The following is a 22220-nucleotide window of genomic DNA, read 5'->3' as shown; positions in this document are numbered from 1 at the left end:
TCAGTGCGCGGTGTCTTCCCCGGCATCGGGGCTCAGCACGAACAGGCGCGAGCAATAGGGGCAGAAGGTCTGGTGGCCTGCGATGCGCAGCCATACGCGCGGATGGCCCAGCGCCCCCAGCCCGCCATCGCAGGACAGGACCCGCGACTGCACGATCACCGTCTCGACATGGCCGAGGCGCGGATGGGGGACCGGATCGCCGGATTGGGCCGGAAGGGTCTGGACCTGCATATGTTCGCTCCGCCTCGTGATGATGGCCCTGTCGGCCGGTGGTCAGGATGGATGGGGGATGATACGCAGGATCACCGTGCTTTCAAACCTCCGCCTGTCACGCCTGCGCTATCTGGCCCCGCTCCTGCTGCTGGCCGGATGCACGATGCAGGACCCGCCACCACCCCATCCGCCCGCCGCCTGGGCGGCGGATGGCCGTCTGGTGCCACCCGACACGATCCTGCGCCTGCCCGACGGCACCGGGGTCCCCACCCGAATCTGGCCCGCACGCGGGCAGGTCCGGGCCGTCATGCTGGCACTGCATGGATTCGACGACAGCCGCGACGCGTGGGAATTCGCCGCCCCCACGCTCGCCGCCCAGGGCATCACCCTCTACGCCCCCGACCTGCGCGGCTTCGGCGGCATGAAAGATCGCGGCTTGTGGGCCGGCACGGACCGCATGGTCACCGATGCGCGCGATGAAGCGCTGCTGATCGCCCGCCGCCACCCCGGCGTGCCGCTCTATCTGCTGGGCGAGAGCATGGGCGGCGCGGTCGTCACCTGCCTGATGGCCCGCCCCGACGCGCCGCCGGTCGCCGGCACCATCCTGCTGGCCCCCGCGGTCTGGAAACTGGGCGTCGGCCCCGAAACCGTGCTGCGCCTGCTGGCCGCCACAGCGCCCGACTGGCGCCTGACAGGCCACGAACTGCCAGTCCATGTCGTGGCTGGCGACGACATGACGGCAATGCGCCGCCTCTATTTCGACCCGCTGACCCTGCATGCCACCCGCATGCAAGCCGTCGCCGGCCTGGCCGCCCTGATGCGCCAGGCCGCCGACGCCGCCCCCCATCTGCGGGGCCCCGCCCTGGTGATCTATGGCGGCCACGACCAGCTCGTCCCCCCGTCCGCCATGGCCACCCTGTGGCGCCACCTGCCCGCCGACGTGCGGCGCGACTACATCCCGCCGGGCTATCACCTGCTGCTGCGCGGCCGCAGCCGGCAGGCCACGATCGCCGACATCGCGCAATGGATCACCGACCCCAACCGCCCCCTGCCCTCGGGCGGCGATGTCACCGCCGCCGTGTGGCAAGCCCTCTCCCCGGATGGCAGCGACACCCCACCCCCCATCCTGGCCCCATTGGACAACCTGCCCGGCAAATAATTGCCCGACAGGGCTGGCGCCCCGAAACGGTTCGAGGTATGGAGGCGTCACTGGACTCGTAGCTCAGCTGGATAGAGCGTCGCCCTCCGAAGGCGAAGGTCGAAGGTTCGAATCCTTTCGAGTCCGCCATTCCTTGGGAAAATCGTTGTCTTTCAATCCTGTATTATCAGGTTTGACACTTTTCCCAGAAGGTTTGACACTTTCGCCCAGCATTGACATTGCAGTTTTTGCCAGGCGCACCTGCTCGACGGCCCGCGTGTAGCGGTCGATTTCAGCCAGTGTCCGATGCCCTGTGATGGCGGCGATCTGATGGGTAGTGCATCCGGCTTCGGCCAAGCGGCGCGCTGCCGCTTTGCGCAGTCCGTGGGGGCTGCACGCTTTCGGCAGTCCCGCCTGAGCGCACCAAGCAACGAAAACATTACAATGGCCTGCTGCTGGTTTCGTGGACAGCAGGTTAAGCTAGCATAGCGCGGGCTTCGAACTCCATGGGGCTCATGTATCCCAATTTTGAATGCCGTCTGCGCGGGTTGTAGAAGCGTTCGATGTAGTCGAAGACGTCGGCCCGTGCTTCATCTCGGGTGCGATAGACTTTACGGGCGGTCCGTTCGGTTTTCAGCGATGAGAAGAAGCTCTCCATCGCCGAATTGTCCCAGACATTCCCCGCCCGGCTCATCGAGCAGGTGATCCCGTTGTCAGCCAGGAGCTGCTGGAACTGTTCACTCGTATATTGCGATCCCTGGTCCGAATGGTGGAGCAACGCGTCGGTCTTTCCCCTTCGCCAGATCGCCATCATCAGCGCATCCATCACCAATGATGCATCGCGGTCGGCCTTCATGGACCAACCGACCGCACACCGTGAAAACAAGTCCAGCACGACGGCAACGTAGAGCCATCCTTCGGCAGTCCAGATGTAGGTGAAGTCGGCCAGCCATTTCTGATTTGGCCGATCGGCCTGAAAATCCCGATCCAGGATATTGTCAGCAATGATCGATCGTTCACCATCGTCCTTGGGTTTTCCACGGCGTCTGGGCCGCGCCCTCAAGGCATTGAGCCGCATCAGCCGTTCGATCCGGTGAAGCCCGCAGGCAAGTCCTTCCTCAAGAACATCGCGCCAGACGCGGCGCGCGCCATAGGTTCGGTCGCTGGTCCTGAAACTCGTCTCGATCGCCGTAACAAGCTTGGCGTCGTGGATCGCGGGGATACTGATCGGGCGGTTGAGCCAGGCGTGGAAGCCAGAACGCGAGACCTCCAGCACCTCGCAAAGCCAACTGACTGGCCAGATGTGGCGGTGTCTGGCAATGAAAGCGAACTTCACATTGCCTCGCGCGCGAAAAAAGCTGCCGCTTTCTTCAGGATGTCACGCTCCGCCCGGAGCCGGGCGACCTCTTTCTTCAGGGCTGCAATCTCGGCCAGATCGGCCCGCATCTGCCCATTCCCGGGAAACGCTGCAGTTGGGGTGGCGGTCAGTTCCCGTATCCACCGCCGCAACACGCTCTCCGCAACGTCGAGGTCCCGCCCAGCCTGCGCCACCGCTACACCCCGATCCGTCACCAGTCTTACAGCCTCGATCTTGAACTCACGGCTGAACTTCCGTCTCGTCATACCCACTCTCCAGTTCCTTCGTCACGATCTTATCTTCGTGTCCACGAAACCAGCAGCAGGCCATCTCGACGACGACGCCCTGAGGTCCGACGCCGTATGATCCACTCGCGTGATCCTGACCGCCCTACCTATCCCATCGCTCCAATCCGAGCCAAAACCACCTCTATCGAATCAGAGTTCGGTTCCCAATGGAATCCAAAACAGAGTCAATCTCTTCCCAAGTTGGTATGACACGGCCCATCATGGCCTGTCATATCCCGACCCGTCCCCTTCTCGTTGATCCGAGGTGGCTACCCCGGCTCAACGCTCCTTCGTCGCACGAAGCGACCAAATTTTCATAGATAAGCCAGATCCGACCGTGTCTACGCTATCCCTGACGAACCTTGAGTCCTTTGCACCGCCAGATCCCCTCCGCCCGCTTGGTTCACCGCCCAGTCCGCCGCACGCGGCAATGCCTTACCGGATGCCGCGTGAACGACCGGGCCGGCCCGCCGGGCCCTGTCCCGCTACATTGTCCTGATGTCATCAACCACGATCCAAAACGTGCTTTAGCGTTACCATTTTGGGTCGATTCGCATCCCCGTGGCGCGAAGCTGTGTGGGCGTAACACCGAACACCCGTCGAAACAGGCGCGAGAAATGTGCGGCATTTTCAAAGCCCGTGGCCAGCGCGGCGCCAGCCACGTCCAGCCCGCTATCCGTCAGCATCTGGCGCGCGCGTTCCAAGCGTAACGTCAGATAGAAGCTCTTGCCCGAACGGCCAAGATGCATGTGACATAGACGTTCGAACTGCCGTTGCGAGAGGCCGACCGCCCTGGCGAGTCCCTCCATCGTCAGCGGATGCTCGACATGCACCTCCATCAGCGTCACCGCCCGTGCGATCCGCTGGTCGCGCAGGGCATAGCGGCCGGCAACCGAAAGGCGCTGCGCCGCCTCGCCAGCACGCATCGGCGGATGCACGATCTGCTCGGCCACTGCCCGGGCCAGATCGTCGTCATGCTGCAACGCGATGAAGAACAGCATCATGTCGATCACCGCAGCCCCTCCCGCCCCAGTCAGCCGGTCGCGATCGAAGACATATAATCCCGAGGTGACGGAAATATCGGGGAAAGACTCGATGAAGGCCGCCTGGGATTCCCAATGCAGCGTCACGCTGCGTCCGGCCAGCAGGCCTGCACGGGCAAGCACGAACACCCCGGTATCCACCGCCCCCAGCAGCACGCCATGTCGCGCCATGCGCCGCAGCCCGTGTTCAATCGCCGGCGTCACGGCCTGGAGCGGTTCGTAGCTCGCCATGGCGAACAGGATATCCGGCACCACCCCGTCGCGCAGTCCAGCCGCGACATCGAGTGCGATTCCATTCGATGCCGTCACCCGCGCGCCATCGGCCGACAGCAGCGTCCAGCGATAATCCCGGCTGCCCAGACGCCGGGCAATACGCAACAGATCGATCGCGCAGGACAGTTCCAGCATCGAAAAATGCGGCAGCAGCAAAAACCCCACATGTGCGCCGGCATGTTTCCAGCGCTGCCGCCAGAAGGCATCTTCCTCGGCCCGCATCGCCCCTCCTTCACCCCGAACATGGCGAAAATGATCATCAGAATGTCGAATTCAGGCACCATACTCGGTGTGCGTCAATATAGTCTGATTCCATAATGATCTGGGGCTCAACGCCATGTCCGCCGACAGCGCCATCGCTTTTCCCGTCTCCGATGCTGGTACGTGCTTCCGCGCCGATGCCGGCGGGCTGCGGGTTACGCTGTCCGACGGTCGATCGCGGCTGCTCCATCCGCTCTGGCTGCGCGAGCGGCTGCCCGATCCGCGCGTCCTCGATCCCGTGACCGGACAGCGCCTGATCGAGGCCGCCGATCTGCCCACAGACCTTGCCCTGTTGTCGGCCACGCCGGATGGCATATTGCGCTTTTCCGACGGGTTCGAAACCCGTCTGCCGGATCGCTGCCAAGATGCGCTCTTCCCGCCCAGTCCGGACATTACACCCGTCTTGTGGGACGGCGGTTTCGTCCCGCCGGAACCGGTCGACTTCCAAGCCATGCAGGCCTGCAACGTCACAGGAATGCGGGCCAATCCACCTCTGGCCCTGTTCCTGACGCATCTGGCACGTCACGGTTTCGCCATCGTGCGCAACGTGCCGGCAACCATGGACGGGGCGCTGGACTTCGCTCGCCTGATCGGTCCAATCCGCACCACCAATTGGGGCGGCCTGGCCGATGTGCGCGCCATCGCCAATGCCTACGATCTGACGATGACCCCCCGGCATCTGGAGCCCCATAGCGACAATCCCTATCGCAATCCGACGCCCGGCTATATCCTCCTGCATTGTCTGACGAACGATGCGACTGGCGGGGAATCGACGCTGGTCGACGGGTTCCAGGCTGCCGAACATCTGCGGGTCACCGATCCCGACGCCTTCGAAACGCTGGCGACAACGGACATCCTGTTCCGCTACCGAGACGACAACACGCTATTGGAGCATCACGCGCCGCTGATCGCCTGCGACCGGTCGGGCCGGGTCCGCCAAGTGCGTTATTCGAACCGCACGGAAATGATCTACGCCCTGCCCGCCGTCCGGCTGGACCGGTACTACCGGGCACGCCGCGCTCTCTGGACGCTGATCCGTCCGGAATCGCCGCTGACCCTGCGCTTCAAGCTGGCACCCGGCGAATTGCTGATGATGGACAATTACCGCCTGCTGCACGGTCGGGCCGGATATCGCCTGGAAACCGGCAGCCGGCATATGCGGCAATGCTACATGGATCGTGACATCGTGTTCAGCCGGCGGGCCGGATTGAATGAATAGACGGCACTCTTTTTAAAAAGCACCAGGAAACTTTTATCCGTTCAGGAGCCTTTGCACCATATCATTCCGATATATAAACAAACGAAAATCGTTTCTCTGCCTTTTCTTCAGAAAAAGAAGAGAAAACTCCAAGCCAGGAGACAAGGATGTTCCGCAGTTTCGACGAGGCCACCGCCGAGGACTGGAAACCGATCGGCGAAAAATTTGAACGTTTCCAGCAAGGACTGGTCGGCGAAATCGTCGCCGCGCTACAGGCCCTGAAGCATCTGGACCTGGGCTATCCAGTCGATCGATATGAACATAGCCTGCAAACCGCAACCCGCGCCTTTCGTGCCCAGGCCGACGAGGAAACCGTGGTCTGCGCGCTGATCCACGATATCGGCGACGTGCTGGCACCAACCAATCACGGCCCATTCGCCGCCACCATGATCGCGCCTTATGTCTCGCCCGAAAACGCGTGGTTGGTGCATCATCACGAAGAATTCCAGGGCTATTTCTACGCACAATATTTCGGGGGCGACCGCCATGCCCGCGACGCCTATCGCGGGCATCCGGCCTTCGCGCGTACCGCGCTGTTCACCGATCACTGGGATCAGAAAGCGTTCGATCCCGATTACGACACGATGCCGATCGACGCCTTCATGCCCGCCCTTGACGCCATCTTCACCCGTCCCGCCTGGGGGCCACAGACCAAGACGAGACTCCGCCCATGACGATCACCCTCACATTGTCCCCCACCATGACGGATTCTGTTCCCATCGTCGTCGATTGGCGTCCATTCCGCACCGAACGCACCCTGACCGACGCTGAAACGACGGATGGGGCGGTCACGCTGGTCTGGGATGACCGCCGCCGGACGCAGTTCAACCCGTTTTTCCTGCGTGACAATTGTCCATGCAACGAATGCGTTCTTCCCCTGACCCGAGAACAGGTTTTCGAGATCGTTGATGCGCCTGACACGCTGGCCGCCGCCGCCGTACGCATCTCCGACATGCCGGCCCACAGCGTCGTCAGCGATCCGGCGGAAGGCCAGACCCTGCAGGTCGAGTGGTCGGACGGCCATGCGAGCGCCTATCCCGCCGGCTGGCTGCGCGCCCACGCCACGGACCCCGCCTCCCGCGCCGAGCGTCGGGCGCAGACACCCAAGCTCTTCATCTGGGGCGCGGAGCATGCCGATGGGCTGGGAGTTTTCACCCATGACCAGATCATGACCGATCCGGCCGGGCTGCTGGACTGGCTCGTCGCGTTGCGCGATTCCGGGCTGACGCTGGTCCGCGATGTTCCAACCGAACCGAACGCTCTGCTCGGTCCCGCCGAGCGCATTTCCCATGTACGGGAGACCAATTTCGGCCGTGTCTTCGATGTCCGCTCGAAACCCACGCCTGACAGTGCGGCCTATACCGCCGTCAACCTGCCGCCGCATACCGACCTGCCGACCCGCGAATTGCAGCCGGGCTATCAATTCCTGCATTGCCTGGTGAACGACGCCACCGGCGGCGAGAGCATCTTCGTCGATGGCTTCGCCATCGCCCAGGCGATGCGTGCGGATTATCCGGCACATTTCGCGATGCTCACCACGATGCCGCTGCCCAGTTGGAACCGCGACGACCGCACCGATTACCGCTGGTCCGCGCCACTGATCGCGCTGGATACCGAAGGCGCGGTGAGCGAGATTCGCTTCGCCAATTTCCTGCGCGGACCGATCGACGCACCCACCGAGCAGATGCCCGCCCTCTATGCCGCCCTGCGCCAATTCCAGGCCATGACGCGCGATGCACGCTTCCGTATCGAACGACGGCTGACACCGGGCGACATGTGGGTGTTCGACAATCGCCGGATGATGCATGCACGACGTGCCTTCGATCCGCGCAGCGGCGCACGCCATCTGCAGGGCGTGTATGTCGATCGCGACGAGGTCCGCTCGCGCATCCGCATCCTCTCACGCCAGACAGGATAGCACCATCACGGATCGCCCCCACCGTGCCCTCCTGTCACGCACGGCGCTACGTCCGTGGGAACTGGCCGCCGTGCTGCTGATGATCAGCGGGATCTGCGTGGCGACCTGCCTGCCCCTGGGTGCACGACACGCCCCGATCCTGGTCGCGCAGGCAGGCACGCCTTGACGTCGGGCTCAAGATCCTGACGGACACCGCGCCGTCCTCCGCGACCCGCGCGCCCCCGCTCTGGCGCCGCATCGCGGATCGTCCGGCCACCACCCTGGCGGTATTATGCCTGTTCGCGGCGCTGGATTCCGTCGATCAGGGCGGATTGAGTCTGGTCATCGAACGCATCCGACGCGATCTGGCGCTGACGCGGGTGGAAGTCAGTTTCCTGCTCGGCTTCGCCAACATGGCGGTGTCGAGTTGCATCCTGATTCCCGCCGGCATTCTCGTCGATCGCTTCAGCCGCAAACGCCTGCTGTTCGGCACCGGCTGCATCTGGGCCACGATGTCGATGCTGACCGGTCTGGCGCGCGGGTTCTGGCCGCTGTTCGGCGCACGCGCGGGCGGTGCGGTGGCGGACGGCGTGCTGAAACCCGCCTCGCAATCGATCCTGCGTGACCTGTTCCCGCCGGAACGCCGGGGCCTGCCCTTCAGCCTTTATTGGGGCTTCTATTCCCTGGGAAGCGGCGTCAGCTTCTATGTCAGCGGTCGCCTGATCCGCGCCGCCGATGCGGGCGTGTTCGCCCATTGGCCGATTATCGGCACCTTCCGCCCCTGGCAGATCGTGCTGGCCTTGCCTGGCCTGAGCACATTGCCGCTGACCGCACTGGTGCTGCTGATCGCCGAACCGAAGCGCGACCGGTCGACCGCCGACCCTACCGCCACCGCCAGCCTGCGCGAGACCGTGGCCTTCCTGCGCCGCACCTGGTGGCTCTACTGGCCTTCCCTCGCCTACAGCATCGTCTGGTCCATCCCCAATGCCGGCTTTCTGTGGACGCCCGCCGTACTGCATGAAAGCTGGGGCATCAGCGAGGCCGAGATTGGCCGCATGATCGGGCTGCTGGGCATGTCGCTCAGTCTGGCGGGGACACTGGGCGGCGGCCTGCTGGTAGACGTCGTCACCCGCCGCACCGGGCCGGACGCGGCCCTGCACGTCACCATCGTTGCCAGCGCACTCATGGCCCTGATCCAGACGCTGATCCTGCACGTGTCCAGCCATCAGATGGTCTTTACCCTGATCGGCGCGATATACACACTTCAGGGCACGATCAACGCCTCCTATTACGTCGCGGTCGCCGCCATCACGCCAGCCCGCTTCATGGGACGTGTCTTCGCCCTGCAATTCCTCTGCCTGGCGCTGCCGGGTGCGTTCGCACCGACCCTGATCGCCGAAACCGCCCGCTTTGTCGCCCCGGACGATGCATTGGCACAGGCCGTCTCGCTCAATGTCGGGCTGGGCTCCGCCGCCTACATGCTGCTGCTGCTTCTGTTTTCCGCCCGGATCTGGCGTTTTCGCCAGAAGGGGGGGGGTGTTGAAGGAGTCACGGTTGCGTCAGGAGCGTAGGATATCCTCTCTGACCTGTTTCCGGAAAACCGGATCGTTTTTGATCAGAGTTTTCCGAACGATTTTTCTCTGGCTGCGAGGACCGGAGAGCGATGCAGGCATCGCACATTTCGGATGCGCGGTTTCCCGACATTTTCTGTCGCCTTTTCAGCAGTGAATTCCATCCATCTTCAATGGACTGCTCCGATTCGAACACCTCATGATCATCCTGAATCGAATCAATACGTTTTCCAAACTTATTGATTCGATGTCATAACTATGCAAGCGGCTGTCTGAAACCTTCTACAATCCCTGACATATTCCTCCAATAATGAGGACCAGTTCGATCCGATTTCGCATGGGCATCAATCAGGTGCGGCTCATGCCAGGAGAGACCACCGAAATGAAGAAACTCCGCCTTGTGCCCGCGTTCTACGGTTTTCTCCTTGCCACTTCGTCGCATGGCGCCATGGCGCCATGGCGGCGAAGAAATCGCCGGCCGGTCCGGCACCAAAGGCAAACCCCGTCCTGCCGGCAGCAGGACCGCCCGCCAGCCGGTCGCACGCAGCGCATGCCGCACCGAAAGCCGAAACATTTAGCGTGGTCGGTCTGCGCAAAGCACGTGCCACATCCGTCGTGGTGGGGCAGGATCTGATCGCGAAATCCGTGCCGGGCACCAATCCGCTGAAGGTCCTGGCCCAGATGCCCGGCGTGATGTTCCAGTCCGACGATCCCCAGGGATCGGATACCTGGTCGAACCAGTTTTACATGCATGGGTTTTCCCAGAACCAGATCGGCATGACGCTGGATGGCATTCCATTGGGCGACCAGGAATTCCACAGCATGAACGGCCTGAATTCGGTGGCCGCCATCAGTTCCGAAAATGTTTCGCGTATGGATGCAACGATGAGCGCCGGCGCGGAAGATACCGCCTCGACCAGCAATCTGGGCGGTGCGGTGGCATTCCACTCGTCCGATCCCAGTCACAAGATGGGTGCGAAGATCGTACAGACGTTCGGCAGCAACGATATGTTCCATACTTATCTCCGGGGCGATTCCGGCGATCTGAATGCCCAGGGCTCGCGTTTCTATATTTCCTACATGCGCAACAATACCGACAAATGGAAAGGCGGCGGCAACCAGTTTTCGCAGCAGGTCAATGCCAAGTTCGTTCAGCCGATTCGTGAATCCAGTTCGATCTCTGCCTATTTTGACTGGTCGGATTTCGATCTGTACAATTACCAGGATATGTCATTCGACATGCTGAAGAATGGCGGATACAATATAGACAATTTCATCGGCACACCCAATGCCTATGAAAAAGCCTATCGTTCGGCTCTGTCGCTGAACGGCCTGCCGGGCGGCGCACTGCCAGCCGGTTACAGCAAGATGTCCGATCCATGGGATGCCTCCTATTACGATGGCGGCACTGTCGAACGTGATTATCTCGGTGGCATGAATTTCCATTTCATGCTGACCGATCGGCTCAGCTGGGATAGCGTCGCCTACGGGCACGGGCTATATTCGCGCGGCACGTGGGCCAGCCCGTACGTATCCTCGCCCAACGGCGCGCCGCTGATCGATCAGATGACCCTCCAGCATAGTCAGCGCGGCGGCATCACCTCCGCTCTGCATTACGATATCGCGCATAATCATATCAGCACCGGTATCTGGTACGAAGGCTTCCATACCGACATCGGCCGCTGGGCATTCCAGCAGCCGCTGTTGGGCGAGGGATCGCCCGTCAACTCCCTGGGGTCGTTGCCGGCGCCTTTCGCACAGCTCTGGCGCGAGCAGATCAATTCCAACAGCTTCACCGGTTTCGCCGAGGATACCTACAGTCCCCTTCCGAATCTGGCGCTGAATTTTTTTTTCCGCTCGCTCTTGCAGACGGCACGGGCCTGAGACACGCAGAGTCTCGAATCCTATACCGGCACCAGTGCGATCGCCGCCGGGTCAATCACCATCGCCAAGGCATTCCTGCCGCATATCAGCGCCGACTGGTATTTCATCAAACATCATGAACTGTTCTTCGATATCACGGAAAACGTGAAATCCTATCCGATCGCCGCCTACAAACAGGGTGCCTCGCCCTTTGCGCTCAGCCAGAGCACATATGATCTGCTGCAGAAACAGGGCGGCCTGAAACCTGAAACCGACTGGAATTATGCCGTGGGCTACCGCTTCACGGATTCTCTGGTGCAGGCATCGCTCTATGCCTATCACACCAATTTCAAGAATCGTCTGCAACAGATCACGTCCGGTTCGATCGTCAATCCGATTTCCACCGTAGCGAATGTCGGTGGCGTGACGATGAACGGCGTCGATGCGGGGCTGACCCTGACGCCGATCCGCAGCCTGTCGATCTATAACAGCATCAGCTACAACCACGCCACCTTCGACGACAATCTGGTCGAACCGGGTGTTACCTATCACCTCCGGGGGCAGCAGGTCGTCGCCTATCCCCGGTTCATGTACAAGAACAGCCTGTCATACACTTGGAAGAATTTCGACACGCATTTCGACACCACTTACATGGGGACGCGGAATTTCAGCTATACCGGGGACATGAAGGTTCCCCATTACTGGCTGGAATCCCTCGGTGCGCGCTATCATTTCGGCAGCCTGGGCAGGGGATTCGGGTTCGTGAAGGATCTGACGTTCGAATTCAATATCTATAACCTGACCAATACGAAATACATCGCGACAATGGGCGAGAACGGATTGCCGATGACCGGTGATTACCAATCCTTCTTGGTCGGCGCACCACGTCAGTATTTCGGCACGATCCGCGCGGGGTTCTGAACCGGCATGGTCTTTCTGCGACGTCGTGCATTTCTGGGCGCTCTGGCAACTGGTTCTTCCATGCTCGACGGCAGCCGGGTAATGGCCGCCGGACAACCTGCCGTCGCCCTGGACGACCCTCGGGTCAGAGTGGTGGAAAATCTCTGGATCCCGATGCCGGATGGCGTCCGGCTGGCCGCGCGCCTGTTCCTGCCCGCCGATGCCGACAGCCGGCCGACGGGGGTCGTGATCGAATATCTTCCCTATCGGAAACGGGACGGTTACCGGTATCGCGACGATATAGCCGGTCCGGCGCTGGCCGCGAGCGGGATCGGGTTGCTGCGCGTCGATATCCGGGGCTCCGGCGATTCTGAAGGGGTGATCCTTGATGAATATCTGCCGCCGGAACAGGACGATGCGCTGGAAGTGATCGCCTGGACGGCGCGGCAGGCCTGGTGCAACGGCCACGTCGGCATGCGTGGCATTTCCTATGGCTCGTTTTCGGGTCTACAGGCCGCCGCCAAGGCGCCGCCCGCGCTGCGCGCCATCGTTTCGGCCTGCGGCACCGAACAGCGCTATCTGGACGATATCCATTATCGCGGCGGATGCCTGCTGGCGGCCCAACTCGATTGGGGGATGGAGTGGCAGGTTATCCTGCGCGGTCCACCCGATCCGCGCGTGGTCGGGCCGCGCTGGCGAGCACTGTGGGGGCAGCGTCTGGCGGCCGTGATGCCGATCGCCATCGTCTGGGGCGCGCATCAGCGCCTCGACGCGACATGGCGCTATGGCTCGATCACCGATTACAGCCGCCTCAACTGCGCGATGTTTCACGTCGCCGGGCAATTGGACAGTTACGTGAACGCCGCCTCGCGGATGATGGAGCGTGCACCGCACTGTCCACAAAAGGCCTTGATCGGTCCCTGGACCCATAAATGGCCGGGCTATCCCGATCCGCCCGGTCATCACGGCACACCTGCCTTCGTGGCGAACGGGGTGCCGGGACCGGGGGTGGACTGGCTGCCGCTGGAGGCACGTTTCTGGCGTCGCTGGCTGTTGGGCGAGCAGAATGGCGTAATGGACGGCCCGGTATTATGGGCATTCCGCGAGGATGCCCCACCGGCCGCGACATTTCCCCAGGATACGCCAGGGGCATGGATCGCCAGCCCGTCCTGGCCGCCGCCGGATCAGGCATGGCGGCGTCTGGTGCTGAATGACGGCACGCTGGATGCATCCGCCGCCCCGCCGACCGAACGACGTCATGTCGCCAACCAGGCGATCGGCTTCGCGACGCCCGCGACCTACAGCAGCGGCGATCCCGCGACCTGCTGGCGCGAACAATCGGGAGACGACGCGCTGTCGCTGACCTTCGACAGCGCGCCGCTTGGAGCCGATTTCGATCTGCTCGGCCAGCCCGTCTTTCGCCTGCGCGTGCGCAGCGACAGGCCGGTGACAAAACTCTTCGTCCGACTCAACATGGTGCATCCGGACGGTACATCCGACCCGGTCAGCAACGCCGTTCTGAACCTGACCCATCGCGCGGACGATGCCGCGCCCACGCCGCTGGAGCCCGGCCGAGCCTATGACGTGGTGCTGCGTGGTCTGTTCGCCTGCCATCGGTTCGCTGCCGGCAGCCGGATACGCATCGCGATCAGCGAGGCCTGGTGGCCGGTCACATGGCCGTCGCCGGAGCGGGTGACATTGACCCTGGTCACCGGCGCCTCCTCGGTGGAATTGCCCGCTGCCCCGGCCGGGGTCACGACATCGCCGCCATTCGAGACGCTGGTCGGACGTTATGCGGGTTTCGCGTCCCCCGCACCGTTCCGCGATCGTCTGCATGGCGTGACGGTCAGCGGCCCAGCCGGCCAGCGCCTGTTTGTGCTGGAAGCCGGGTCGCGCCAGGAAGATGTGACCGACGTGCCCGCCACGGGTGAGGTCCTGGGCAGTTCGTTCTGGATCCGGCGTACCGTGCGCGAGGACGATCCGAACAGCGCCGAGATGCGCACCCGCTATACCAACTCCTACCTCATCGCCGGTCAAAAGATGACGCTCGCCGCCGAAGTGCGCCTGCGTTCGACGGCCAGCCATTTTCTCTATGACGAACGTTTCCTGGCGACGCACGATGGCGCAATCGTGTGCGACCGCCACTGGACACGACGCGCGGCACGCGATTTCGTCTGATGCGCATGCACCTTCGAACACTGCATGGGCAGTGGCGGGTTTCTCCCTCGCGCTCCGGAAAGAGGCAACAGCCCCTTTCCTCCCCTTTCGCGTTGTTCACGATGTCCAGAGGGCGACCGTCCTTTGGCGACGGACAGGGCGAAACCCTTGCGGCAATTTCCAACCTCATGGACCCGTCAGAACATGCGCGATCGTCCCGATATCCTGATCCTGATGGCCGACCAGTTGAAGGCATCCGCCCTGCCCACCTATGGCGGCCGGGTGGCGAAGACGCCGCATCTGGACGCATTGGCCGAGCGCGGCGTGGTGTTCGAGAATGCCTATTGCAACGTGCCGATCTGCGCGCCGTCTCGCGCGGTGTTCATGAGCGGCCGGCTGGCCTCGCATATCGGGGCCTATGACAACGCCGCCGAATTCCCTTCCCAGACACCGACTTTCGCCCACCATCTGCGTCTGGCCGGTTATGAGACGATCCTGACCGGCAAGATGCATTTCTGCGGCCCGGACCAGTTGCACGGGTTCGAAACACGGCTGACGACCGACATCTACCCCGCCGATTTCAACTGGACCCCCGACTGGACGCGGTTCGACGAGCGGCAGGAATGGTACCACACCATGAATTCGGTGACCGAGGCCGGGCGTTGCGTGCGGACCAACCAGATCGACTTCGATGAGGAAGTGACGTTCAGCGCGCGGCAGAAACTCTATGATCTGGCCCGCGATCCGGATCGCCGCCCCTTCGCGATGGTGGTTTCACTGACCCACCCGCACGATCCGTTCACCATCTCCGATCCATGGTGGAGCCGCTATACGGATGAAGAGATCGACATGCCGGCGATTCCGGCGCAGGCGGACGATCCGCATACCGCCCGTCTGCGCCACGTGAACGGCATGGACCTGCAGCCGGTGACCGAAGCGCAGGTCCGCGCCGCCCGCCATGCCTATTACGGGGCCTGCTCGTTCGTCGACGATGCGTTCGGCCAGATTCTGGGCACGTTGCACGAAACGGGGCTGGATCGCGACACGATCGTGATCGTGATCGCCGATCACGGCGAGATGCTGGGCGAGCGCGGGCAGTGGTACAAGATGAACTTCTTCGACGATGCCAGCCGTATCCCGATGATCATCAGTGCGCCGGGCCGTTTCGCGCCCCATCGGGTAGGCGCATGCGTATCGCTGCTCGACCTGCTGCCCACATTGTGCGATCTGGCCGGTCAGGACGATCTCCTGCCCGGCGACGGGCGCTCGCTGCTACCCTACTGCCTGGGCGACGACGATGACGGGCTGGCACTGGGAGAATATACCGCCGAAGGCGCGATCGCACCGATGGTGATGATCCGGCGCGGACGCTGGAAATTCGTGCACAGTGCGGCCGATCCGGACCAGTTGTACGATCTGCGGGCCGATCCGCAGGAACTCCGCAATCTGGCGACGGAACCGGCCTGTCATGCGACGTGCCGTGCCTTCCTGGCCGAAATCGATACCCGATGGGATCTGGCGGAACTGCATCGCGAGGTGCTGGCCTCGCAACAGCGTCGCCTGCTGGTTGCCGCGGCCATGCGCCAGGGCGCACCGTCCGCCTGGGATCATCAGCCGACGCGCGATGCGCGCACGCTCTATATCCGCAGTCACATCGATCTGGAAATTCTCGAACGCCGCGCGCGGTTTCCGGCACCGGGGCAGATCTGATGCGGCCGGTGCGCGCGCTCTTCGCCGGTCTGGCGCTCCTCTGCGCAGCGCCGGGGGCAGGCGCCCGCGCCGCCGCGCCGCCGGCCATGGACGCGCCGTCCTGCGCGCCGATCCGCTTTTCCGATGTCGGCTGGACGGATGCCGAGGCCGTCACCGCCGTTGCCGTGCGACTGTTCGACGCGCTGGGATACAGGCCGCAGGAGCCGATGCTGACGCTGACGATGACCTATGTCGCCATGCGCGACCATCGGGTCGATGCATTCCTCAGCAATTGGGAGCCGTCCGGTCATCTGGCGATCGCGCCCTTCCTGGCCGACGGCAGTGTCCAGCGCATCGCGACCAATCTGTCCGGCGCGCATTACACGCTGGCGGTACCTGATTACGTCTGGAATGCCGGCTTGCACGATTACAAGGATATCGCCTCCTGGGGCCGGTGGCTGGGCTACATGATCTTCGGGCTGGAAGCCGGCAATGACGGCAATGCGCTGGTCCTCGCCATGATCCGCGACAACCAGTTCGACCTGGGGCGTTTCCGTCTGGTGGAAAGCAGCGAACAGGGCATGCTGTCGCAACTGGACCGCGACGTGCAGAGCCATCGGCCGATCGTGTTCCTGGGATGGGAGCCGCATCCAATGAACATGCGTTTCCCGATCCGCTATCTGACCGGGGGCGAAGCCGTATTCGGGCCGGATGGCGGGGCGTCAGTCCATACCGTGATCCGGGCTGGCTACGATGCTACCTGCCCGAATGCCACCCGCCTGCTGGCGCGCATTCACTTCACCGTCCAGGACGAAAACACGATGATGCAGGCGATCCAGCGGGATCGGATCAAGCCGTCCACCGTTGCCTGGCAGTGGCTGCACGATCATCCCGCTGCATGGGCGGGATGGCTGGATGATGTCGTGACGATCGACGGGCGATCCGGTCGGGCGGCGGTGGAGGCAATGTTGCAACGGGGCGCATGAGGCCGGTCTCCCACCGCTGGGAAAGGGGCGATCGCCCCTTTTCACCCCCTTCGTCTTCAGGGCGTATCCAGAAAGCGATCGATCCGGTCGATCACGGCGCGCGGCTGTTCCCAGAACGGGTTATGGCCCAGGCCAGGATAGACCGTGACCTGGGCGCCGGGCAGGGCAGCGATCAGGGTGCGGCGGACTTCGGGCAGCATGATCGGGTCCTTTTCGCCCCAGATCAGCAGACAGGGCGCCTTGAGTCGTGCGAGGCCGGGATGTGGATCGAAACCGGTCAGCCCCTGGTCGAGCACGGCCAGCCAGACGGCGGCGGGAATATACGCGGAATCCACGCGCTGACGCTCCAGGAATGCGGGATCGACCGGTGTCGGAGACGACCACCAGGCACGCATGAAGGCGGAATCCGGATCGATCGGATCGTGTAGCCGGCTGATTGGGGTACGGAAATCAAAACCGTCCTTGCGGTCGGCCAGGTCCTGCGAGGTCGGCGTGGGGGACGGGCCGCCGGTGGAGGAAATCAGCACGACATGTTTCGCGCGTTCGGGCCAGTTCTCGGCAAAGACCTGCACGATCATGCTGCCCAGCGAATGGCCCACCAGATCGGCGTTCTGCAGGCCCAGGCGATCCATCAGCAGGCGGAGATCCCAGGCGAAATCGACCAGCGCGTAACAACAGGCCGGTTTGGATGAATGCCCATGTCCCCGCAGATCCACGAGGATCAGCCGGTCACGCGGCGAGAAGGCGCCGAGCGCCGGGAACCAGTCCCGCGCGCTGTCGGTATAACCATGCACCAGGATCACCGGACGCCCCGTGCGTGGCCCCATCTCGATCACGGCCAGATCGATCCCATCCGGCAGGGAGACGATCCGCCGGGCATTGTCGAACTGGGCCAGCGTTTCGGCACCGGCCCCCGTGGCGACCGTCGCGCCGGCCACCATGGGGGCGGCCAGCCAGACGAGCGCCAGACGCAGGATGCGGAGCAGCCGCACCGGCATCATGGCCGGCGCGGCATGACAACGGCGCGCCCCGCCGCCTCGGGGATCGGCAGCGCGCTTTGCGCCGCGCGCAGCGCGGCGATGGCCGTGGCGACGCTTTCGGGGATCAGCGCGCTGCGTCCCTGCACCGCATCGACATGGACCAGCATATGTTCCGCCGTGGCCAGTGGCGCGTCGTCGCCGGCCTTCGTCAGCGTATGGAACAGATGCAGGCGCTTGGCATCGGCATCCAGAATGTGCGTCCGGACCGTGATCGCCATGCCGTCATGCGCCTGGCCCAGATGCCGCAGATGGGTTTCGACCGTGTAGAAACTATGCCCGGCCGCCACATAATCCCGCCCGGCACCGATGACCGCCAGGACATTATCCGTCGCCTCGCCGAAAACCTGAAGATAGCGATGCTCGGTCATATGGCCGTTATAATCGATCCAGTCCGGCGATACCGTGCCATGCCAGCTTGTTAGGGTACCGTCCGCCGCCACCGTCCCTTCGTCCGTCGCCTTGCCGGCGTTGCGGGCGATGAAGGCGTTCAGCGTCGCGCCGGCCGCGTAGCCCTCTGGGCCGACCGTGGCCAGCGCGCGGATGATCTTGACCAGCGCCTCATCGCGCAGCCCCTCCAGCGCACGCACCGTTACGCCGCCGGCCTGTTCGTCCGACTGGCTGGCGACGCGGTCGATCAGCGCGTCGGTCAGTTCCGGGGCGACCAGCTTGGTCCAGGGCAGTTTCAGCGCCGGGCCGAACTGGGCCAGGAAATGCCGCATCCCCGCATCGCCGCCGGCCAAGCGATAGGTCAGGAACGTGCCCATGAAGGACCAGCGCAGACCGGCACCGTAGCGGATCGCGTCGTCCAGTTCCGCCGTCGTCGCGACGCCTTCCTCGATCAGCCACAATCCTTCGCGCCACAGGGCCTCCAGCAGGCGGTCGGCGATGAAGCCGTCCACTTCCTTGCGCACATGCAGAACCTGCATGCCGATAGCACGATAGAATGCCGCGACCGTTTCCTTCGTTTCATCCGATGTCTGCGCGCCGCCGCAGATTTCCACCAGCGGCAATAGATAGACGGGATTGAACGGATGGCCCACCACGAAGCGTTCGGGATGGCGCAGCCCGGCCTGAAGCCGCGTGGGCAGCAGGCCAGAGGTCGAGGACGCGATCGGCACGGAGGCCGGGAGCAGCGCGTCGATACGGCCCAGCACATCGCATTTCAGCGTCTCGATTTCCGGCAGGCTTTCCTGCACGAATGCTGCGTCGTCCAACGCCTCATCCAGCGTCGCGGCGATCAGCAGCCGCCCTTCCGGCGGCAGGGCACCGGGCATCAGCCGGGCCCAGGCCGCGCGCGCCATGGTCAGGATGGCCTCGGCACGGGCGCGGGAATCCGAGCTGGGATCGTACAGCACGGCGTCATGACCGTTCAGCACGAAGCGCGCGGCCCAGCCGGCACCGATCACGCCGCCGCCGACCAGCCCGCAGCGTTTCGGGGTAAAAGCCTCTCCGGTCATCGTCTCAGCCCCGCTTCGTCAGTTTCAGCATGTCACGCACCGCCTGCGGTCCCATGATTTCGACATTCATCGCAGTCAGGATTGTCGCCGCCCGTTCGACCAGTTGGGCATTGCTGGCCAGCTTGCCACGCGAGAGATAGAGATTGTCCTCCAGGCCCACCCGGATGTTCGCGCCGACCATCGGCGCCAGCCCGACATAGGGCAACTGGAAGCGGCCGAGCGAGAACATGCTGTAGATGCAATCCGGCAACGCATTGATCATCGCCTGCAGTGTCAGGACATCATTGGGCGCCCCATAGGGCACGCCCATGCAAAGCTGGATCATCAGCGGCGCGTCCAGCAGCCCTTCCTTGAGCATCTGTTTCGCGAATACCAGATGGCCGGTATCGAACACTTCCAGTTCCGGCCGCACGCCCAGCGCCTGCACCTGCCGCGCCATCTCACGCAGGATCGACGGCGTGTTGACCATGATATAGTCGCCCAGCGAGAAATTCATCGTCCCGCAATCCAGCGTGCAGATCTCGGGCAGCAATTCTGCCACATGGGCCAGGCGTTCGGTCGGGCCGATCATGTCCGTCTGCGCGGCGTTGGGCGGCAACGGGGTTTCGCCACTGCCCAGCACCAGATCCCCGCCCATTCCGGCCGTCAGGTTGATGATCACGTCGGTATCCGCATCGCGGATGCGCTCCACGACCTCGCGATAAAGCGCGACGTCGCGTGCCGCCTTGCCCGTTTCGGGATCGCGCACATGAATATGCGCCACAGCAGCGCCGGCCTTGGCCGCGTCGATCGCCGCCTCGGCGATCTGCCGGGGCGTGATGGGAAGATCGGGATGGTTGGCCGCCGTATCGCCGGCTCCCGTGACCGCGCAGGTAATGAACAGACTGGTTTTCATGCGGATTCGCCCTCGTGTCGGCCGACAGGTCTCGTTACTGCCTCGCACCGAGTGTCGCGCGGGGCGCAGGGAGCGTGCGTGACCATTTCTGCCCTTTGCGTTGCATTTTCCGCCACGATATCGTCGGCCCCATGACATGCCGCATCGGCTTCCTGCTCGTACCCCGCTTTTCAGCCCTAGGTTTCCTCTGCGCGGCGGAGCCGCTGCGTGTGGCCAACCGTCTTGCAGGGCAGGCGTTGTATCGCTGGGACGTGTTCTCGCTGGATGGCGGACCGGTCGAGGCGTCCAATGCGATGCGGTTGGAAACGGCCGGAAGGCTGGCCGACGCGCCGCCGCTGGACTGGCTTGTGATCTGCGCCGGTTTCTCCCCGCTGGCGGGACTGGCGTGCACGCACGACCGGACGCTGCGCGCCCTGGCGCGGCGCGGCGCGCAGATGGGGGGAATTGATACGGGGGCTTTTCTGCTGGCACGGGCGGGACTGGGCCGCGATGTGCCGATGACGATGCATTGGGAAGCCCGCCCCGCCTTTGTCGAGGCCTTTCCCGACTGGACCGCATCGGAGGAATTGTTCGAGGATCACGGCGCCATTTTCACCGGCGCGGGCGGCACGGCCTCGATCGACCTGATGCTGGCGCGCATTGCCGGCCTGCGTGGCGCCGGCTTCGCGCGACGGGTATCGGAACAATTCATCCATACGACGATCCGCAGCCCCGGTGCAGCGCAGAAAGTCCCGCTTCCCGCACGCTCGGTGGCGCATCATCGGCGACTGGCGCGTGTGGTGGCATTGATGGAACGGACCACCGATCGCCGTCTGGGCGCCGGAGAACTGGCCGCGATCGCCTGCTGTTCCGAACGGCATCTGGAGCGGATGTTCCACCATGCTTTCGGCTGGGGCATAGCAGCGCATCACCGTACGCTCCGCCTGGCCAAGGCACGCACCATGCTACGCGAGACCGATCTGATGGTGACCGAAATCGCCGCCGCGACCGGCTTCGAAAGCCGGTCGAGCTTTTCCCGTGCCTATCGCGAGGTTTTCGGCGTGTCGCCTGCGGGAGACAGGGTGGAACCGTGACTACGAAGCCAGGCCGGAAGCAGTCTGGCACCCTTCTGTCGCGTCCTGCAGAAAGGCCTGCAACCGTGACACCATAAAATCGAGGAAGAGGCGGATACGCTGCGGCATGGAAAAGATGACGCATCCGGCCACGGCTTCCAAGCCCGAACCATAGCCCGCGTCGATCACGAACGGGATCGACGTCTCCAAGGATCATCTCGACGCGGCCCGTTACCCCGGTGGAGAGACCGTGCGCGTGGCCAACACCCGCAAAGGCCAGACCGCGCTCCTGCGCTGAATCGGCGACATGAAGGTCGTCGCGCGGTTGGTGTTCGAGCCGACTGGCCCGTATCACCGGCTGCTGGAGGAACGTCTGGCGCGTGTTTTTGAGCACCGACGACGCGCAATACGCAGCTGACAAGCACAGCCAGGAAGCCCACCCCAAAGTGGTGGCCGATCTCAAGACAGCGTTCCAGCACGCCCGCGACCAGATCATACCGCTGATGGACGCGGCCGAGCGCGGCGACCCGTTCGAGCAAGCCGCGATCATTGCTGGGCAGGACGCGCTTTCCGGCCTGGACGCCCGGCTCTAGCCGACACCGGAGGGCGTCTTGCGCTGCTGGCCTATCGGGCGGGAGGTCAACCGGCCGGCGAACAATGGGCCAGATCTGCTGAATCCGGCTTAGGCCCTTTTTCGCCCGTTTCTCTCGCCCAAAAGGTTTGACAATCGTCGCAAAAATGCCCCGATTCGTGACGGGTTCCAAAGGTCGATTTAGAGCGGAATTCGACCTGAGTGAATTTTTTGGGGTACCCAAGCGGGCGTATTTGTGATTCAACATGATGGCCGGATGGGAGGCCGGCGGTCATGTCGAAAGCTCTGTCG

Annotated in this window: 20 protein-coding genes, 1 tRNA gene and 1 pseudogene; 13 read left to right on the top strand and 9 right to left on the bottom strand. The window is 63.5% G+C overall.

Annotated features, from left to right (window positions below):
- Positions 1-231: a zinc-finger domain-containing protein gene (locus HLH29_RS15920; protein ID WP_182968366.1), complete on the bottom strand. Its 231-nt coding sequence runs from the start codon at positions 229-231 to the stop codon at positions 1-3.
- 58 nt (positions 232-289) lie between these two features.
- Between HLH29_RS15920 and HLH29_RS15915 the strand changes: the two genes are divergently transcribed.
- Entirely contained in the window at positions 290-1372 is a 1083-nt protein-coding gene (locus tag HLH29_RS15915; protein ID WP_182968365.1) for an alpha/beta fold hydrolase, read from the top strand.
- 52 nt (positions 1373-1424) lie between these two features.
- Positions 1425-1501, top strand: a tRNA-Arg gene (locus tag HLH29_RS15910).
- 132 nt (positions 1502-1633) lie between these two features.
- Here HLH29_RS15910 and HLH29_RS19935 read toward each other — a convergent pair.
- The 3 genes and pseudogenes from HLH29_RS19935 to HLH29_RS15895 form a co-directional block, all read right to left on the bottom strand.
- A pseudogene (locus HLH29_RS19935) lies at positions 1634-1822 on the bottom strand (tyrosine-type recombinase/integrase); the annotation flags it as partial.
- Between the two features lie 4 nt (positions 1823-1826).
- A protein-coding gene (locus HLH29_RS15900) for an IS3 family transposase (protein ID WP_182968364.1) occupies positions 1827-2974 on the bottom strand; the annotation gives its coding sequence in 2 pieces (ribosomal slippage) (positions 1827-2713 and positions 2713-2974; 1149 coding nt in all).
- A gap of 554 nt (positions 2975-3528) precedes the next feature.
- Positions 3529-4533 carry a GlxA family transcriptional regulator gene (locus tag HLH29_RS15895; protein WP_182968363.1) on the bottom strand — a complete coding sequence of 335 codons (1005 nt, stop codon included), beginning with the start codon at positions 4531-4533 and terminating at the stop codon, positions 3529-3531.
- A 115-nt stretch (positions 4534-4648) separates the two neighbouring features.
- On the opposite strand from HLH29_RS15895, the gene HLH29_RS15890 reads away from it, so the two are divergent.
- From HLH29_RS15890 to HLH29_RS15855, 9 genes are all read left to right on the top strand, one after another.
- Positions 4649-5791, top strand: coding sequence for a TauD/TfdA family dioxygenase (locus HLH29_RS15890; RefSeq protein ID WP_182968362.1), 1143 nt, complete (start codon positions 4649-4651; stop codon positions 5789-5791).
- Positions 5792-5937: 146 nt separating this feature from the next.
- On the top strand, positions 5938-6504 hold the full coding sequence (locus HLH29_RS15885; RefSeq protein ID WP_182968361.1) for an HD domain-containing protein: 567 nt from the start codon (positions 5938-5940) through the stop codon (positions 6502-6504).
- Positions 6501-7748, top strand: a complete 1248-nt coding sequence (locus tag HLH29_RS15880; RefSeq protein WP_220791549.1) for a TauD/TfdA family dioxygenase — start codon at positions 6501-6503, stop codon at positions 7746-7748. The genes HLH29_RS15885 and HLH29_RS15880 overlap by 4 nt, the downstream gene beginning before the upstream one ends.
- A gap of 119 nt (positions 7749-7867) precedes the next feature.
- Positions 7868-9298: an MFS transporter gene (locus HLH29_RS15875; RefSeq protein WP_182968360.1), complete on the top strand. Its 1431-nt coding sequence runs from the start codon at positions 7868-7870 to the stop codon at positions 9296-9298.
- A gap of 579 nt (positions 9299-9877) precedes the next feature.
- Positions 9878-11182, top strand: coding sequence for a TonB-dependent receptor (locus HLH29_RS19735; protein ID WP_338030267.1), 1305 nt, complete (start codon positions 9878-9880; stop codon positions 11180-11182).
- A gap of 39 nt (positions 11183-11221) precedes the next feature.
- Positions 11222-12082 carry a TonB-dependent receptor domain-containing protein gene (locus HLH29_RS19730; RefSeq protein WP_338030269.1) on the top strand — a complete coding sequence of 287 codons (861 nt, stop codon included), beginning with the start codon at positions 11222-11224 and terminating at the stop codon, positions 12080-12082.
- A 60-nt stretch (positions 12083-12142) separates the two neighbouring features.
- Positions 12143-14239, top strand: a complete 2097-nt coding sequence (locus tag HLH29_RS15865) for a CocE/NonD family hydrolase (RefSeq protein WP_182968359.1) — start codon at positions 12143-12145, stop codon at positions 14237-14239.
- 183 nt (positions 14240-14422) lie between these two features.
- Complete coding sequence (gene betC, locus HLH29_RS15860; RefSeq protein ID WP_182968358.1) at positions 14423-15928, top strand: choline-sulfatase; 1506 nt, start codon at positions 14423-14425, stop codon at positions 15926-15928.
- A complete protein-coding gene (locus HLH29_RS15855; RefSeq protein ID WP_182968357.1) occupies positions 15928-16893 on the top strand; it encodes a glycine betaine ABC transporter substrate-binding protein in 966 nt (321 codons plus the stop codon). Before betC ends, HLH29_RS15855 begins: the two co-directional genes overlap by 1 nt.
- A gap of 56 nt (positions 16894-16949) precedes the next feature.
- On the opposite strand, the gene HLH29_RS15850 is transcribed toward HLH29_RS15855, so the two are convergent.
- Genes HLH29_RS15850 through HLH29_RS15840 form a run of 3 tightly spaced genes read right to left on the bottom strand, consistent with a single transcriptional unit; the run spans position 16950 to position 20285 of the window.
- A complete protein-coding gene (locus tag HLH29_RS15850; protein WP_182968356.1) occupies positions 16950-17894 on the bottom strand; it encodes an alpha/beta fold hydrolase in 945 nt (314 codons plus the stop codon).
- A complete protein-coding gene (locus HLH29_RS15845) occupies positions 17891-19390 on the bottom strand; it encodes a carnitine 3-dehydrogenase (protein WP_182968355.1) in 1500 nt (499 codons plus the stop codon). Before HLH29_RS15845 ends, HLH29_RS15850 begins: the two co-directional genes overlap by 4 nt.
- 4 nt (positions 19391-19394) lie before the next feature.
- Positions 19395-20285, bottom strand: a complete 891-nt coding sequence (locus HLH29_RS15840) for a BKACE family enzyme (protein WP_182968354.1) — start codon at positions 20283-20285, stop codon at positions 19395-19397.
- A 131-nt stretch (positions 20286-20416) separates the two neighbouring features.
- On the opposite strand from HLH29_RS15840, the gene HLH29_RS15835 reads away from it, so the two are divergent.
- Positions 20417-21358, top strand: a complete 942-nt coding sequence (locus tag HLH29_RS15835) for a GlxA family transcriptional regulator (RefSeq protein WP_182968353.1) — start codon at positions 20417-20419, stop codon at positions 21356-21358.
- Here HLH29_RS15835 and HLH29_RS15830 read toward each other — a convergent pair whose 3' ends face one another.
- Positions 21359-21547: a hypothetical protein gene (locus HLH29_RS15830; protein WP_182968352.1), complete on the bottom strand. Its 189-nt coding sequence runs from the start codon at positions 21545-21547 to the stop codon at positions 21359-21361.
- Positions 21548-21717: 170 nt separating this feature from the next.
- Here HLH29_RS15830 and HLH29_RS15825 point away from each other — a divergent pair, with 170 nt between their 5' ends.
- Positions 21718-21930, top strand: coding sequence for a hypothetical protein (locus tag HLH29_RS15825; protein ID WP_182968351.1), 213 nt, complete (start codon positions 21718-21720; stop codon positions 21928-21930).
- 46 nt (positions 21931-21976) lie between these two features.
- On the opposite strand, the gene HLH29_RS19475 is transcribed toward HLH29_RS15825, so the two are convergent.
- The coding region (locus tag HLH29_RS19475) for a hypothetical protein (RefSeq protein WP_220791548.1) at positions 21977-22220 on the bottom strand (244 nt) is incomplete at its 5' end.

It is taken from the genome of Gluconacetobacter tumulicola (genome assembly GCF_014174215.1).
Classification (GTDB): Bacteria; Pseudomonadota; Alphaproteobacteria; order Acetobacterales; family Acetobacteraceae; genus Gluconacetobacter; species Gluconacetobacter tumulicola.
Note: the sequence above shows the minus strand (reverse complement) of the source record. Positions and strands in the feature narration are given on the sequence as shown.

Bases quoted from the DNA above. Each gene is read 5' to 3' on its own strand.
- HLH29_RS15890 (WP_182968362.1), top strand. From the start codon at position 4,649: ATGTCCGCCGACAGCGCCATCGCTTTTCCCGTCTCCGATGCTGGTACG.
- HLH29_RS15855 (WP_182968357.1), top strand. From the start codon at position 15,928: ATGCGGCCGGTGCGCGCGCTCTTCGCCGGTCTGGCGCTCCTCTGCGCA.
- HLH29_RS15920 (WP_182968366.1), bottom strand. From the start codon at position 231: ATGCAGGTCCAGACCCTTCCGGCCCAATCCGGCGATCCGGTCCCCCAT.
- HLH29_RS15850 (WP_182968356.1), bottom strand. From the start codon at position 17,894: ATGATGCCGGTGCGGCTGCTCCGCATCCTGCGTCTGGCGCTCGTCTGG.
- betC (WP_182968358.1), top strand. From the start codon at position 14,423: ATGCGCGATCGTCCCGATATCCTGATCCTGATGGCCGACCAGTTGAAG.
- HLH29_RS15845 (WP_182968355.1), bottom strand. From the start codon at position 19,390: ATGACCGGAGAGGCTTTTACCCCGAAACGCTGCGGGCTGGTCGGCGGC.
- HLH29_RS15835 (WP_182968353.1), top strand. From the start codon at position 20,417: ATGACATGCCGCATCGGCTTCCTGCTCGTACCCCGCTTTTCAGCCCTA.
- HLH29_RS15895 (WP_182968363.1), bottom strand. From the start codon at position 4,533: ATGCGGGCCGAGGAAGATGCCTTCTGGCGGCAGCGCTGGAAACATGCC.
- HLH29_RS15880 (WP_220791549.1), top strand. From the start codon at position 6,501: ATGACGATCACCCTCACATTGTCCCCCACCATGACGGATTCTGTTCCC.
- HLH29_RS15865 (WP_182968359.1), top strand. From the start codon at position 12,143: ATGCTCGACGGCAGCCGGGTAATGGCCGCCGGACAACCTGCCGTCGCC.
- HLH29_RS15915 (WP_182968365.1), top strand. From the start codon at position 290: ATGATACGCAGGATCACCGTGCTTTCAAACCTCCGCCTGTCACGCCTG.
- HLH29_RS15840 (WP_182968354.1), bottom strand. From the start codon at position 20,285: ATGAAAACCAGTCTGTTCATTACCTGCGCGGTCACGGGAGCCGGCGAT.
- HLH29_RS15885 (WP_182968361.1), top strand. From the start codon at position 5,938: ATGTTCCGCAGTTTCGACGAGGCCACCGCCGAGGACTGGAAACCGATC.